The organism is Onishia taeanensis (genome assembly GCF_013349955.1).
GTDB lineage: Bacteria > Pseudomonadota > Gammaproteobacteria > Pseudomonadales > Halomonadaceae > Onishia > Onishia taeanensis_B.
In genome coordinates, this window is sequence record NZ_JABVXC010000003.1 from 347,938 (window position 1) to 362,442 (window position 14,505).

The 14,505-nt window shown below is 56.9% G+C and carries 13 protein-coding genes and 1 pseudogene; 3 read left to right on the top strand and 11 right to left on the bottom strand.

Translation table 11 applies throughout. The features are described from left to right. Nucleotides 1–29 precede the first annotated feature (29 nt). From HUS66_RS06320 to HUS66_RS06330, 3 genes are all read right to left on the bottom strand, one after another. Nucleotides 30–650: a DUF1415 domain-containing protein gene (locus HUS66_RS06320; RefSeq protein WP_175070091.1), complete on the bottom strand. Its 621-nt coding sequence runs from the start codon at nucleotides 648–650 to the stop codon at nucleotides 30–32. Between the two features lie 131 nt (nucleotides 651–781). Continuing rightward, on the bottom strand, nucleotides 782–1,486 hold the full coding sequence (nfi, locus tag HUS66_RS06325) for a deoxyribonuclease V (RefSeq protein WP_175070130.1): 705 nt from the start codon (nucleotides 1,484–1,486) through the stop codon (nucleotides 782–784). Nucleotides 1,487–1,517: 31 nt separating this feature from the next. Continuing rightward, nucleotides 1,518–1,934 (bottom strand): DUF1499 domain-containing protein, encoded by a 417-nt coding sequence (locus tag HUS66_RS06330; protein WP_217487935.1) that lies wholly within the window; start codon nucleotides 1,932–1,934, stop codon nucleotides 1,518–1,520. Nucleotides 1,935–2,124: 190 nt separating this feature from the next. Here HUS66_RS06330 and HUS66_RS06335 point away from each other — a divergent pair, with 190 nt between their 5' ends. The 3 genes from HUS66_RS06335 to HUS66_RS06345 are packed head-to-tail and all read left to right on the top strand — an operon-like array spanning nucleotide 2,125 to nucleotide 7,720. After that, a complete protein-coding gene (locus HUS66_RS06335; RefSeq protein WP_254628719.1) occupies nucleotides 2,125–3,414 on the top strand; it encodes an exonuclease SbcCD subunit D C-terminal domain-containing protein in 1,290 nt (429 codons plus the stop codon). Then, entirely contained in the window at nucleotides 3,411–6,803 is a 3,393-nt protein-coding gene (locus HUS66_RS06340) for an AAA family ATPase (RefSeq protein WP_175070093.1), read from the top strand. Before HUS66_RS06335 ends, HUS66_RS06340 begins: the two co-directional genes overlap by 4 nt. Nucleotides 6,804–6,856: 53 nt before the next feature. Further along, on the top strand, nucleotides 6,857–7,720 hold the full coding sequence (locus tag HUS66_RS06345; RefSeq protein ID WP_175070094.1) for an SDR family oxidoreductase: 864 nt from the start codon (nucleotides 6,857–6,859) through the stop codon (nucleotides 7,718–7,720). A gap of 180 nt (nucleotides 7,721–7,900) precedes the next feature. Here the strand turns inward: HUS66_RS06345 and HUS66_RS06350 are convergent, their stop codons facing one another. From HUS66_RS06350 to HUS66_RS06385, 8 genes and pseudogenes are all read right to left on the bottom strand, one after another. After that, a complete protein-coding gene (locus HUS66_RS06350) occupies nucleotides 7,901–8,359 on the bottom strand; it encodes an ABZJ_00895 family protein (RefSeq protein ID WP_175070095.1) in 459 nt (152 codons plus the stop codon). Between the two features lie 121 nt (nucleotides 8,360–8,480). Beyond that, nucleotides 8,481–9,053 (bottom strand): hypothetical protein, encoded by a 573-nt coding sequence (locus HUS66_RS06355; protein ID WP_175070096.1) that lies wholly within the window; start codon nucleotides 9,051–9,053, stop codon nucleotides 8,481–8,483. Between the two features lie 493 nt (nucleotides 9,054–9,546). Beyond that, on the bottom strand, nucleotides 9,547–10,395 hold the full coding sequence (locus HUS66_RS06360; RefSeq protein WP_175070097.1) for an HNH endonuclease: 849 nt from the start codon (nucleotides 10,393–10,395) through the stop codon (nucleotides 9,547–9,549). A 475-nt stretch (nucleotides 10,396–10,870) separates the two neighbouring features. Then, nucleotides 10,871–11,380: a GNAT family N-acetyltransferase gene (locus HUS66_RS06365; protein ID WP_282848309.1), complete on the bottom strand. Its 510-nt coding sequence runs from the start codon at nucleotides 11,378–11,380 to the stop codon at nucleotides 10,871–10,873. 126 nt (nucleotides 11,381–11,506) lie between these two features. Then, a pseudogene (locus HUS66_RS06370) lies at nucleotides 11,507–12,181 on the bottom strand (IS3 family transposase); the annotation flags it as partial. Nucleotides 12,182–12,315: 134 nt separating this feature from the next. Continuing rightward, nucleotides 12,316–12,687 (bottom strand): transposase, encoded by a 372-nt coding sequence (locus tag HUS66_RS06375; RefSeq protein WP_175070098.1) that lies wholly within the window; start codon nucleotides 12,685–12,687, stop codon nucleotides 12,316–12,318. 77 nt (nucleotides 12,688–12,764) lie between these two features. Next, nucleotides 12,765–13,532 (bottom strand): hypothetical protein, encoded by a 768-nt coding sequence (locus HUS66_RS06380; protein WP_175070099.1) that lies wholly within the window; start codon nucleotides 13,530–13,532, stop codon nucleotides 12,765–12,767. A gap of 90 nt (nucleotides 13,533–13,622) precedes the next feature. After that, the gene (locus HUS66_RS06385; RefSeq protein WP_175070100.1) at nucleotides 13,623–14,225 is read right to left on the bottom strand and encodes a hypothetical protein; all 603 of its coding nucleotides are present in this window, start codon (nucleotides 14,223–14,225) and stop codon (nucleotides 13,623–13,625) included. Nucleotides 14,226–14,505: the final 280 nt, after the last annotated feature.

Here is a 14,505-nt window from a genome sequence, read left to right on the forward strand (position 1 = left end):
CGGTGGTGGTGCGAATCAAGTGCCGCCTTTCAAGTGCGTGGCTCACCTGTCTTCATCAATGCCGCCAGCTTGCTTGCCAGCGCCTCGCCACCCAGTGCTGTCATGGCCGCAGCATTGCGCTCAGGGATAGCCTCGGGGTCGGGGTAGTGGCTTAGTGCCTCGGCAATGGCGTCTTCGCGCAGGAGATGCAGCATCGGCCAGGGCGAGCGATTGGTGTAGTTGGCCGGATCGTCTTCCGCGACGCCGTCGAAACAATAGTCCGGGTGAAAACTCGCCAACTGATAGATACCCTCGTAACCCTGTTCCTCGAACAGCGCTTCGGCAACGCCTAGCAAATCCAGGTAGTCGTCGAAGTCGTTTACCCCATCGCTCAGCACCAGCAGCGTGGTCGCAAGGCTGGCGTCCTCGTCGAGTCGCTGGCACTCGGCCAGCAGCGCACCCAGGGTCTCGCTCCAGTCATGGGCCGACACCGCCACGTAGCGAACGGTATCGCGCTGCACCTCGCGACCGGCGAAGGGACACAGGTTGTGGCCTACTACCATGGCCTCGACCCAAGCGCGGGAGGCGGCGATGGCCTGATCGGCAAGGGCACGGTTGGCAAGCGCATGCTCACCGATAACGGTAGTGGACGATAAAGAAGCGGAGGTCATCGGCGGCTCGTCGGCAGGAGAGTGTCAGGAAAATGTGAAGAGCCACATTGTAGCCGATCGGCTCTCTTCGAGCGTGGCCCATCATGAATGGCGCCTGTCGCAATACGGCGAGACACAGCGCCTGTTCAAGCTCAAGTCTGACCGCTGCCAGACCTGCGCCCTCGCCGCGATGCCAGGCGGTCGGCCAGTCGCGTGGGTTCGGGAAGCTTGGTGCGTCCCAGGCAAGCCAGCGTCCACTCGACGGCCGATGCCAGCGACAGCCGATGCCCCGGCGACACATACACCGGTTTGACGTTCAGGCGCGAGCGCAGTACTGCGCCGATGACCTCATCGCCATCCAACAGCGGCGTCCAGTCGCCACGCCTGTCGGGCACCTCGCCATGGCGGCCACAGAGTCGCTTCTTGGCGATACCCAGGGTGGGTAGATCAAGCCACAGGCCCAGATGGGCGGCGATACCGAGCCGTCGCGGGTGAGCAATCCCCTGGCCGTCTACCATCACCAGATCAGGGCGGCTTGAAAGCCGTGAGAACGCAGCCAGTGCCGCCGGCACTTCACGAAAGGCCAGTAGCCCCGGCACATAGGGAAAGCGCGTGGGCTCGCGATGCACGACCTCTTCGAGCACCGCAAGCCCGGGCCAGGACAATACGACGACGGCGGCGCGAGTGATCGCACCGCCGTCCTCGAAACCGATGTCCACACCGGCAATACGCTCTACCGCTGGCCGTTGGCCCTCGCGGGGTAGCCGGTCCGCTACTTCAAGTCGAGACGCCAAGCGCTTTTGCAGCGCGATGGCCTCACGAGGTTCCGGCGCCCAATCGTGGAGGTCGGCCGTCAGTGGCCAGCGCCGTGTCGTGGCATCATCTGAGTTAATCGCAGAAACCCCAGCCCTCGAGCAGCATGCGTATCTTCTCGACCCGCGCACGGTTTTTGCCAAGATCGGTCACGCCGAGACGCGAGGCACTGCGCACATGGCAGACGCCCTCTTCATCCGACCAGAAGAATTCCAGGTCATCGATGAACCCCAGCGGTGAATGGCATTCGGCATGCAGATAAGTGTCGGTAACCGTGATGACCTCGGCCTGCTCACAGCCGGCAAGGGCCGTCTGCAGGCGCTTCATCAACTGTGCCGTCGTACGGTCGCCCGGCTCCAGTGGCGCGATATAGTGAGCCTTATCTTCCGCCTGGCTTGAAACGCTGCTTCGGCGTTTATCGCAACTGGCGAGACGCCCCTGGTGGATACCCAAGTTGGTGGGCCGCTTGCTGGTTAGCGGGTTAGTCATCATAGGCTGCATCCTTAGATTTTATCCTGCAGTCAAGTTCACATTCCTCGCCCTTGCAAGTTGCCACAGGGCGCCGTCTCCCCAAGCGCTGAATGCTAAATCCACGTACACCAATCCACGCTGGCACCTGCAGCGGCTTCCCCATTGGCAGTATGATGGTGCTCAGCCATTCATGGACGATGCGGAGCCCGCCTTGAAGCTGATTCACACCTCGGACTGGCACCTCGGCCAGACCTTTCACGGCCAGGAGCGCCACGTCGAGCACCGGGCTTTCCTCACTTGGCTGCTCGAGACGCTGGAGGCCCGCCAGGCCGACGCCCTGCTGGTCGCCGGTGACCTGTTCGATGTGGTCAATCCCTCGCTGAAAGCCCAGGAGCTGCTTTACGACTTCATCGTCGCAGCGCACCGGCGCCTGCCGTCGCTGGACATCGTACTGATCGCCGGCAACCACGACAGCGGTAATCGGGTCGAGCTGCCCGCCCCGCTGATGCGCCGCCTCAACACCCATGCCCTGGGCCGTGTTCACTGGCAAGACGACGGCCAGCTCGATGCCGAGCGCCTGCTCGTTCCTCTCACCGATGCCGCCGGCGAGACCCGCGCCTGGTGCCTGGCGCTGCCCTTCCTGCGCCCTGCCGAGGTCACCGGTCGCACGGGCCTGACGGCGAACGAGGGCGAGCGAAAGGACGCCGATGGTGCGGCACGCAATGACGAGAAGCGCAATGACTACGTAGCCGGCATCAGCGCCGTCCATGAACAGCTGATCGCTGCCGCACGCGACAAGCGCCAGCCGGATCAGGCCCTGGTCGCCATGAGCCATGCCCACCTGCGCGGCGCCGCCGTATCCGAGGGTAGCGAGCGGCCGATCGTGATCGGTGGCGAAGAATCGCTGTCGGCGAGCCTCTTTCCCGACGATATCGCCTATGTGGCACTGGGCCATCTGCATCGACCCCAGCAGGTTGGCGAAGCGCGCATTCGCTACAGCGGCAGCCCCATTCCGCTCGACTTCAGCGAAGTCGACTACCCCCACCAGGTGGTCGAAGTCGTTCTCGAAGGCGAGACCCTCGCCGCTACCGAAACATTGCTGATTCCCCGCAGCGTTGAGCTCAAGCGCCTGGGCCCCGCCGACCTTGAAAGCGTGCTCGCCGAGCTCGAGGCCCTCGATGACGACCCCGACCTCGCCACCGAGCGCTGGCCGTGGCTCGAGCTGCGTATCGACCTCGACGGCCCACAGCCCGATTTACGCGGCCGGGTCGATGCCGCCCTGGAAGGCCGCGCGCTGCGCCTGCTGCGCATCCACACCCGCTACCCCAAGGCAGGCGGCGAGGCGCCCGGCTCACGCCGCGTCACGCTGGATAGCCTGGGCCCCCAGGCATTGTTCGCCCGCGCCTGGGAAGAAGCGTACGGCGAACCCGCCGATGACCAGGTAACACGCGACTTCGCGCTGCTGATGCAGGATGTGATGGACGCGGAGGCCGACACATGAAGATTCTCGCCATCCGCCTCGAAAATCTCGCCTCGCTTTCCGGCAGCCAGGAGCTCGACTTCACCGCCGCGCCCCTCAGGGACGCCGGCCTGTTCGCCATCACCGGCCCCACCGGCGCGGGCAAGAGCACCCTGCTCGACGCCCTGTGCCTTGCGCTTTATGGCAACACCCCGCGGCTGCGCGGCGCCCGCCAGGACCAGGCCCGGGTGCCGGACAGCGGCGACACCGATGTGACCAGCTTCGACCCCCGCACCCTGCTGCGGCGCGGCACCAGCCAGGGCCATGCCGAGGTCGACTTTCTGGGCCGCGATGGTCGCCGCTACCGCGCCCGCTGGGCGGTCCGCCGTGCTCGCGGCAAACCCAATGGCCGCCTGCAAGGCGCGGAGCAATCGCTTACTGACCTCGACGACGACCGCCTGCTGACCGCCCAGAAAAATGAATTCAAGGACCTGCTGCCGGAACGCCTGGGGCTCAATTTCGACCAGTTCACTCGCGCCGTCATGCTCGCCCAAAGCGAGTTCGCCGCCTTCCTCAAGGCCGACGACAATGCCAGAAGCGAGCTACTCGAAAAGCTCACCGATACCGCCGAGTACTCGCAGCTTTCCATCGCCGCCTTCCAGCGCGCCAAGGCCGCGAATCAAGCCGTCACCGAACTCAACACCCACCTCGCCGACGACCTGCCCGCCGAACCCGACGCTCGCGCCGAGCTGGAACGCAGCGTTGATGCCGCCGAACGCGAGCTGGATGCCAGGCTGCAAGAAGCCAAACGCCTGGAGGCCCGCCAGCAATGGCATAGCGCGGATGAACGGCTGGAAAAAGCCTACCGGGAAGGCCGCCAGCAGCAGCAAGAGGCCGAAAGCCGCTGGCAGGCACTCGCCCCCGCTCGCGCCGACCAGGCATGGCGACGCCTGATCGCCCCGAAGCGCCACCGGCTGGCCCGCCAGGCCGAACTGCCCGGCGAGATCGACCGGCTCGAAAAAGCCCTTGCCAGCACCCGAAAGGCACAGGCAGACGCCCAGGCGGCGCAACAAAGCGCTGCTCAGGAACACACCAAGGCCAGACAAGCACTGACCGCGGCCAGCCAGGCACGCAAGGACGCCGAGCCGTTACTGCGCCAGGCCCGGGAGCTGGCCCAGCGACGCGACAGCCTGACTCAGCGGCTGGCGGACATTGAAACGAGCCACGAGCAGTACCAGCGTCAGGCCAACCAGGTTCATGAGGCCTACCGCAAGGCCGAGGCCCAGCAGCAGGAACACCGGCGCCATCGCGACGAATGGCAGGCAACGCTTCGAGAGCTGATGGGTGAGCACAGCCAGCTAAGCGACGCCCGCCAGGCGGCCCAGCAGGCCCACGACCAGGCCGCTAAGCGCCAGCTCTCCCTAAACACGCTGCACAGTCGCTGGCAGGAATACCAGCAGGCCTTTGATGCCCGGCAATCGCTGGTAAAGCGCTTGGAGAGTGACCAGGCGCGCAAGGCCCAGCTCATGGATAAGGGCAAGGCCGCGCGGCAACGGCTCGATGAACGACACCAGCATTACACCAGCGTGCAGGCCTTTATCGAGCGCAGCCGGGCCGTGCGTAGCGAGAGCGTGATCAAGCTGCGCGAGAGCCTTCAGGAAAACACGCCCTGCCCGGTATGCGGCGGCCACGACCACCCCTGGCGTCACCAGCCACCGGCAACCCCTGAAGCCGCGCAGCTCGCCGCCCAGCAGGCCGACGAGGAGCACCAACTCAGCGAGGCACAGAGCGACTGGGAACAGGCCCAGCAGGCCCGCGATGAATTGCTGGGCCAGTACCGCGCTCTGGAAAGCTCCCTCGAGCAGCAGCGCCGCGATCTTCAGGCCGCCGAGCAGCGCCTGACCGGTGCACACAAGGGCCTGGCTGAACAGCCGCTAAGCGCCGAGCTCGAGGCCATTGATGCCGACGAGCGCGAGACCTGGCTGAACCAGCAGCGCCAACAGAACGACAGCGCCCGCCAGCACCATGAACAGGCACTAGAGGCACTGACTCGCGCCGAAACCGAACTGGCACCGCTTCAGGAAGCATTACGACAGGACGAGCTAAACCTGACGCAGTTGGACACCCAACGGAAAAGCATCGAAACGGAGCTTCTGGCACTCTCCGAACGACTGCCGCCCCTCAAGCGAGAGCGCGACGAAGTTGCCCGCGAACTCAATCAACGGCTCGGCAAACATGACAGCGCCGATGCCTGGCAGCAACAGCTAGATAACCGGCAAGCCAACGCCCAGCAGGCACACAATAGTGCCCTGGAAGCCCTGCATGAGGCAGAGCGCCGCCAGGGCGAGCTGACGCAGCAAGAACGCCACGAAGCCGCCCAGCTAAAACGCCTTGAAGAGGAACGCGAGCCCCTGGAGCGAGAGCTTCAAGAATGGCGCCAGGCAAACCCAGAGCTGGATGACGACACCCTCGCCCGCTTGCTGGCCCAGCCCGAGGACGAAGCCAACCGCCAGGAGCGGGACATCCGCGACGCAGAACAGGCCCTTCAGCGCAACGATGCCAGCCTAAACGAGCGCCGTGAGTTGCTACTTACACACCGCAGAGGTCAAGCGCTGGTCGATGAAGCCGGCGACCAAGACAGTGACGCCGAGAGTGACGAGAGTGACGAGCGTCCCGACAATGACCTTGTGACAAATGACCAGGTGAACAATGACCGGGGCGACAGTGCGCTGCTGAGTGACGACACCGCAACGACAATTCAGCAGCGCAAGGCAGGGCTTACCGAAGAGCTCGCTGAGCTAACGCCCAAGCGTGAGGCCGCACAGCAGAACCGGGATGACGCCGTGCACGCCCTGCGCGACGACGACCGCCGCCGCGCCCGCCAGCAGGCCGCTCAGGCCGAGCTCGATGCCGCCCGAGCCGAGCAGCAACGCTGGGGCCGCATCAGCGCCCTGATCGGTTCCGCCGACGGCAAGGCGTTCCGGCGCATTGCCCAGGCCTACAATCTCGAACTGCTGCTCGACCACGCCAACGCCCACCTCGGTAACCTCGCGCCCCGCTATCGTCTGCGCCGGGGTGGCAGCCCGCTCGGCCTGCTGGTCGAGGATCACGACATGGCCGACGAACAGCGCTCGGTGCATTCGCTATCCGGCGGCGAGGCCTTCCTGGTGTCGCTGGCCCTGGCCCTCGGACTCGCCTCCATGGCCTCCGGCGAGCTCGCCATCGAATCGCTGTTTATCGACGAAGGTTTCGGCAGCCTCGACCCTCAGTCCCTGGCGCTGGCCATGGAAGCGCTGGATGGCCTGCAGGCGCAGGGACGTCGAGTCGGCGTGATCTCGCATATTCAGGAAATGCACGAACGCATCCCCGTCCAGGTCCAGGTCAATCCGCTGGGTAACGGTGCTAGCCGCCTGACACTGGTGGCAGACTGAGCATGACCAATAGTGAGCGTTCACATACTGGGATAAGCAACCAGGAGCAACGGATGACACAGGCCCCAGACACGGCGACAAAGAGCATACTGATCACCGGATGCTCGAGCGGCATCGGCCAGGCCGCAGCGCATGCCCTGTCGAAGCGCGGTTGGCGAGTGTTCGCCACGGCGCGGGCAGAGTCCGACGTTAAGCGGCTGGAAGAGGAAGGCCTTGAGGCGCTGGTGCTGGATCTAAATAGCAGCGACTCGATTCAGGCCGCAGTGGAAGCAATAAAAGAGCGCACCGGCGGGCGACTGACGGCGCTGTTCAACAACGGCGCCTACGGCCAGCCCGGCGCTGTGGAAGACCTGAGCCGGAACGCGCTGCTCGAACAGCTCGAGACCAACCTGCTCGGCACCCACGAGCTCACTACCCTGGTGCTGCCGATGATGCGCGCCCAGGGACACGGCCGCATCGTGCAGAACAGCTCGGTACTCGGCATTGCCGCCCTGCCCTATCGCGGCGCCTACGTATGTTCCAAGTTCGCTCTTGAAGGCCTTACCGATACCCTGCGCATGGAGCTCAAGGGCAGCGGCATTCATATCAGCTTGATCGAGCCCGGCCCCATCACCAGCCGGTTTCGCGAGAATGCCTACCGCGCCTTCCAGGCGCATATTGATACCGCCGCGAGCGCCCATGCCGACACCTATCAGAAGGTAGAAGCGCGGCTAGCCGGCAGCGACAGTGGCGGCGCCTTCACTCTCGGCCCCGAGGCCGTGGTGAAAAAGTTGATCCACGCGCTGGAAAGCCCGCGCCCGCGCCCCCGCTATGCGGTAACGGTGCCTACGCACCTGTTCGCGGTGCTGAAGCGGCTACTGAGCACCCGCGGCATGGACCGCGTGCTGCTGCGTTCCACCAAGAGTGAGCGGGAGTAAATTCAGGTACTCATTCAGGGACTCACGCAGGTACTGACTCAGGTACTCACTCAGGGACTAAGGCCAGCATCCGACTTATTGCTTGGAGGATGAAACTCTCAGTGCAGCAGTACCGGCGGTCCAAGCCCCTTCAATAGCGTTAAGCGTTGAGTCCGAGACCGCCGGCACTTAACTCCCTTACTAAATTTTTCCTTTTTTCTTCAGATTTTTAAGCTGCCTTTTAGCAAGGCCACCATAACACCATGACAAGACCAAAAAATATAGTAGCGAAAAAAACATGAACAGCACAAGGACAATCAAAAAATTCATGCTTTTAAAAATCGCATATATGTATAAAAGACCATCAAAACCGGCCACTGACAAGACAACTACTATTGAAGAAGCTATAGATAAACCCCAGCAGGAAAACAAGGACAGCCATACTAACCTTGACTTCTCCCGCTTGCTCGGTATTCGTTTATTATCTTCTACAAACTTACCTGCAGCATACACAGCCCCACCAATCAACACGGCAGCAGACACACCAGAATTTGCATCCATATCCAAAAAATATAATATTGCAAAAGCAGCAACCGACCCTAATGCATAAGCAAAACAGAACTTAATTACGTATTTATTTATCTTAACATCCTGTTCCACGAACGACTCTCCTTGATCATACTACTAGTGTATTAAACGGCGGACTTATGATGCAGGCGAAATCGCAGTAAAATGAGCATATAGAAAGAGAAAAGAACCAGCGCGCAGTTAATTTTTATCGCTACTGACCCAGCAACCTTATATCTTCAACCATAAAACCTAAAGATGATTTTATTACAAGCAACTCAGCCTTCATTTCCTCATCTGGCAAATAATTGTACATCCCCTCTGAGATACAATAATGAAAAAAAATTGCGTTCATCGACTGGGGTACTAGGCGGTAATCACAAAACCTCTTTGAATGATACCTATCTTTTATTACAACATCGGTCTTCACCGCTGCATCCCCAAATACAGATGTGAACACCTGAGGTAGAAAGATCGCAAAATCAATCCAAAGAACACCAAAAACAAGAAACGGCATAGCCGTAACTACAAGCACCTTCTTCAGTTTCGAAAAATTGTACCACGCGGCAGCTGGTCTCCATAAATTTTTAACATACAAATACAGCATGACAACTATTGAAAAAACCGTGAGCACTAAAGAAAGATAACAAGAAAACTCCGACACCCAAGGTTCGGAAACAAAGTTATGCGTAAAAAGTATAAAAGTTGGACCAATAAATATTGCTATTAATAGGGAGCCAACAATTTTTTGACTTGATGTTAACCCTTTTTGCAACAATACCCCCACGACTCCTCCCTGTTTCGCTAAAGGCCTGTGGGAAAGTAGCTCTTGGCTCCACTCCCCAGCTTCCCTGCCTGTTCATATCATCAGCTTATTCGCTGGTTATATTGTTTCCCGGTTTCTATTCCCAGATTCTTTCCTGCCACTTCTACATCGTGGAGGACCCGTCATGGTCATATTCCAACTCATATGATGGCGAACAGTTCGTTGCCCAGTTTCGTCGTTGCTGTAGCGCGGGCAAAACACCGACAACTCCAGCTTGTGCTCAATCCGATAATGGACGGCGTATTCGAAGGTTACGGATTAGACCTGGTCGTGGTAGTTAATCACCACCATCGCGTCTTGGTCGTAATTGTAGGGCTTGCACCGGGCATGCGAACGACTCCCTGTTGCCTGCAACCAGCCTACCCAATAGGGGGGCTACAGCCTCAACGCCAGTAACCGGCGCATTTGTAGTGAGCGCAGCGAACGAGAATTTTCGTCCGAGTTTACGGCCTTGTTAACCTTGTTTTTCAAATAACTCAAATCGCTGCGCAAGATTGTCAGCCATTGCTTTCGGCACGCTCGTTCCAATGGACACCCCATGGTATTGTGAATATTCGGTATTTTTTAACGACGTTGAAACATGGACTTTTCCACTAGCATCAATACCAATAAAATTTAGATCATAAAGAGTGTGAATATCTGCTCTGAGCAAAAGGCCGTTAGTAAGGGAATAGTTAGTTTCTTCCGTATGAGGAATTATGTGTGCGGCCTCTAATACAGCCATCGCTCCACACTTTGATATACAACAAGCTTCATCATGCTTGGCCAACAATGCTTTTCTAAACTCCGACTGACCGCGCCGACTTTTAATTGATTGATATGTCAACTCATCTACAAGATTCTCTCTCGATTCAATACCCCCTGGCTCTTCTTCTGGCAGGAAAACTCTTGGAAGATAACTATTCAATAAAGACACCACCTCTTCTTTTAGCGGGCTTTGAAATGAAACACCTTGCCTACAAAAATGTCTTTTAAAGACAGACCAGCGTTGATCACCTTTTGCCTCAGGAAGTCTTTTGCTTATTTTATTTTCGGGGAGCCTTACGTAATCTGATAACTTTGAACGATCTTCAAGCTTCATCCTGTGGGGTCTTGTGCTCTCTGGATCATGATAGCAATCAACTATCTCAAACACTCCACACAACTCAAAATAATCATTATCCTTTCTTTTTTGGATTATGAAAACGCGATCACCAATACTGGTTTGTTCTTGCTTGTACTTTTGGGAAACCCCATACCCCGTTTTATAGTTAAAGCTTTCCGCGTTGTCGGGGCCATGATAAGCATAATAATAGGTGGCCATACGTAGGTGAATCTCTTTTGTGGCTAACGAGACTGTAGAAAAACCCGCTTTCGGACCCATTTCACAGTCTCTCAGCTTGTTTATATCATCAGCGTATCGCTGATTCGATTGTTCCCCGGCTCAGGTTTCGGGTTCTTTCCTGGCCACTTCAGCATCTTTGAGGACCCGCCATGGCCGTATTCAAACTCATATGATGGCGAACAGTTCGTTGCCCAGTTTCGTCGTTGCTGTAGCGCGGGCAAAACACCGACAACTCCAGATTGTGCTCAATCAGATAATGGACGGCGTATTCGAAGGTTACGGATTAGACCTGGTCGTGGTAGTTAATCACCACCATCGCATCCTGGTCATAATTGTAGGGCTTGCACCGGGCATGCGAACGACTCCCCGTTGCCTGCAACTAACCTGCCCAATAGAGAAGCTACAGCCTCAACGCATAGCTCAGCCGCCGCTTTCAGCGGTTGGCTGGAACGCTTTATTCGGTACTGGCTTGGTGCTCAAGACGCTTACCCAGGATGCAAAGGCTATACTCTTTGCCATCCATCTGCGCGACATTAGGAAGCCGCCCCCACTCTTGATACCCGAATGCCTGCAGCAGTCGAATGCTCGGTGAATTGTGAGCGAAGACATAACCGACCAGAATCTTTATGCCCAGCCGAGGCGCCAACTCTTCCGCTGCCTGCAACATTTTCTTACCTATAAGCCTGCCCTGATGCTCTAGCGCGACGTAAATACTTAGCTCTGCCGTATGTTGGTATGCCGGCCTGCCGTAAAAGTCTTCGAAACTGATCCACGCCACAACCTCGTCGCCTTGCTCGTAAACGAGAAGAGGCCTACGGTCTGGCTTGTGCTTACGAAACCACTCAAGGCGCGATCCTATAGTGACTGTTTCGGTATCAGCCGTCGAACGCCGAGTCGGAATTGCGGCGTTATAAATTTCGACGATTCTCGGTATATCCTGCTCCACAGCAGCCCTTATACCCACCTTAACCCTCCTTCCACATGGCCTTGAAAACTGAACTACTTGATACACAGAACGCCTTAAATAAGCCGCCATTTGGAGCGCCAGAGCAAAACGGTGGACTTCCCCCAAAAAAATGGACACGCCCCATCAACTGACTCCCTCGAACTCTAGCGGAGTCCGATAACCAAGGCTACTGTGCAGCCGGCGGCTGTTATAGAAACCTTCAACATAGTCCTTGATGTGTTTCCGTAATTGTCTCAATGTCACGAAGCTGGTGGCGTGTAGCAATTCTCCCTTCAGCGTTTTGAAGAAAGATTCCACCTCCGCATTGTCGGTACACTGACCCGGCCGGTTCATGCTGTGGCGTACCCGGTGCTTTTTCAGTAGCGCCTGGGTTTTGTGCGCCCGATATTCGATACCACGGTCCGTATGGAACAGCAGATCTGAAGCCGGTTGCCGGCTTGTAAAAGCCTCCCTCAGTGTCGCTCTGGCGAAGTCTGCGCTCAGGCCCTCTCCCAGCCGCCAACTGATGATCCGTCGTGAGAACAGGTCCAGAACGACCGCCAGGAACACGTATCTCTTGCCTAGCTTGATGTAGGTGACATCGCTGCTCCAATGCTGGTTAACGGCATCCGGCTTCTCGGCATCGAGCCGGTAATTTGGCAGAGCCTTCAAGTCATCACGCCGTTTCGTCATGCGGCGATAGACTCGCGCCACACGGGCTTTCATACCCCATTCCCGCATCAGTCTGGCCACCCGATTCTCTCCCACAACCAGACCGTCACGGCGCAGGGTCTGATAAACCTTGGCACTGCCATAACGACCCTTGCTGTCGTTTTAGACCTTACGAACTTTCGACAGTAACTCGGCATTCTCCGAGGCTCTCTGACTGGGCTTCCGGTTTGCCCAGACATAGTAACCAGACCGCGAGATGTTCAGGTGGCGACACAGCGCCTTTACTCCGTGTTCCCCTCGGTGTTTCCAGACGAACCGGAACGCTTCCGTCGTTCCTCTGCCTGTAAACGTTGAAACTTTTTTAGGATGTCATTTTCCTCCTGAAGCTCCGATATCCGGCGTTTCAGGCGGGTAACCTCATCCTGTTCCTGGACCTTCTGTTTAGCTTGGGCTGGTGCTTTCTTGACTCGTTTCATGGCGAACTTTCCCTCTCGGTATTCCTTGCGCCAGCGTGACAGCATGAACGGGTGAATATCCAGCGCTTCGGCCACAGCTTTGACGCTCCGGTGGGCCTGGTGGCTCCATTCCACCGCTTTGACTTTGAACTCAGTGCTATAGCGCTGAGTCTTCTTCCCTGTGATCATCTTTGGCATCGTTTTTCTCCTCGTGCGGAGTTATCGATGCGTGTCCACTGAAGTGGGGGAAGTCCAGGGTCAACTGGAGCGATTTGTTAGGTTGCTGCTGCACGACTTTTAACCTCTTCTCTCTGCTCTGGCGTCAACGGCTCAACACTCCCTAAATATACGAACTGATTGTCGGCAACCCAAGACGATCCGCATGCACCATCTGGGTTGATCCCGTACCAAAAGTGAGCAGTAAACCACGAAACGTGCTCATTGGATTGATACCCGTTTACTTGCTCAAGACGACTCCGCTCTAGCCAAGCATGCATGTCTGATTGACCGATGAATCCGTCTCGATCTTCCTTTTGTAGGATAAGCACATCTTCGTTCACTGAAAAGGTAATACGAAGAGCCGTTTGAAAGTGGCTTCTATCGAAAATCTGGACGACATCGGCAGGCACGGCATGTCCCGCATCCACCAAACGACAGCCGAAACTTTTCGCATAGTATTTGTATACGTTGCGCTGAGCGTCTTCGAAGTTTCTGCCGAAGACCTGGCTGAAATCGATAAAGCGCTTGCGTAGAACGTCGGCTTCATTACTGAGAACCCAGTCGATCAATTGATCATAGGCTCGATCCCAAGGTTGGGACTTCGCGTTATTACATCGGCTGCACAAATTCTTCTGATACTTTAAAGAAGCGGAATTCGAACCTTGTATCAGCTTTTGAGTTCCCGCGACGACATGCGCGAGCGCACTGTCTTCCTTGTAAGGACCTTTGCCGTGAGCCCGCACAAGATCAGTTTTCTTGAACTTGTGTTCTGCGCTATCCGCATGAGCACCACACATCCAGCACAGAACCTTACTCTCAGGCATCGATGCACTCCCCCAGTAACCTAACGCCTTGGCTTTGCGGCGTGCCGGAGCGCAGCGTAGGTGCGTCCGGCAACAGCCTATTGTTATGCTTTATTTTGCCGCCGCAAACATTAGATCTTTATTTGGCATATCGCCATATGCTCGCTCAAGCTTAGCCGCTTCGACTTCAAACGTATTGCTGGCGATATCTGCAGTCCATATCGGCCTTGCACTGCCCGAAAACGAGTGTTCGTCAAGAAACGGACCGAAATTTGAGTGAACGACTTTGTAAATATTCAGTTCCACCCTCATATTGGCGAAATCCATGTCTTTCCAAGGCAACCAGCCATCTTTGGTTAGATACCAATAGTTTTCCGTTTCTGATAGCTGCATTGGGTAGCATTTAGCGTCACTACCCCAGCGGGTAGAGTGACTTCTGTGGGTCGATTCTAGTTCTCGAAGAATTACTGCCCCGGACGTGGCACTGACCTCATGCTTTTCCTGCAGAATCCAGTCGAAAACCTCAAAGACCTTATGTGTCAAATCTATCTCGACGGGAAGCGAGGCATATAACCCATTTGCAGATTTGTACCCCAACGAACGGGAAAGCAATTCTTGCGCTCTTGAGGTCTTAATGTTGACCCCGATCTCCGAGAGCAAAGAACGTAGAGAAGTTACGAGAGAGTGGAACTCATTTTTTGAGCTGATTTTCATAAGAATTCTCCTCTGCATACCCCATTTATTGCGCAGCCGAATTCAAATGAAAATTTTTTGTGCGGATCATCAACGAATAGAGTTGGGGCTCAGGCTTCGTATAGCCCATGCAGCAAGCCAGCTACATTAGCTACCATTTTGGGTCGAACCTCGCATCGTGTCAACCCAAGAACCCACAGCATAACGAGGCTGTAGAAAAACCTGGCGGATGCAGCTTCTGAGTGCAACACGGTCAATGAATCGATGACGGAGCTTCATGGTACTTCGCCATCAGTTCGCT

Bases quoted from the DNA above. Each gene is read 5' to 3' on its own strand.
- HUS66_RS06340 (WP_175070093.1), top strand. From the start codon at position 3,411: ATGAAGATTCTCGCCATCCGCCTCGAAAATCTCGCCTCGCTTTCCGGC.
- HUS66_RS06330 (WP_217487935.1), bottom strand. From the start codon at position 1,934: ATGATGACTAACCCGCTAACCAGCAAGCGGCCCACCAACTTGGGTATC.
- HUS66_RS06345 (WP_175070094.1), top strand. From the start codon at position 6,857: ATGACACAGGCCCCAGACACGGCGACAAAGAGCATACTGATCACCGGA.
- HUS66_RS06380 (WP_175070099.1), bottom strand. From the start codon at position 13,532: ATGCCTGAGAGTAAGGTTCTGTGCTGGATGTGTGGTGCTCATGCGGAT.
- HUS66_RS06375 (WP_175070098.1), bottom strand. From the start codon at position 12,687: ATGCCAAAGATGATCACAGGGAAGAAGACTCAGCGCTATAGCACTGAG.
- HUS66_RS06360 (WP_175070097.1), bottom strand. From the start codon at position 10,395: ATGGCCACCTATTATTATGCTTATCATGGCCCCGACAACGCGGAAAGC.
- HUS66_RS06385 (WP_175070100.1), bottom strand. From the start codon at position 14,225: ATGAAAATCAGCTCAAAAAATGAGTTCCACTCTCTCGTAACTTCTCTA.
- HUS66_RS06320 (WP_175070091.1), bottom strand. From the start codon at position 650: ATGACCTCCGCTTCTTTATCGTCCACTACCGTTATCGGTGAGCATGCG.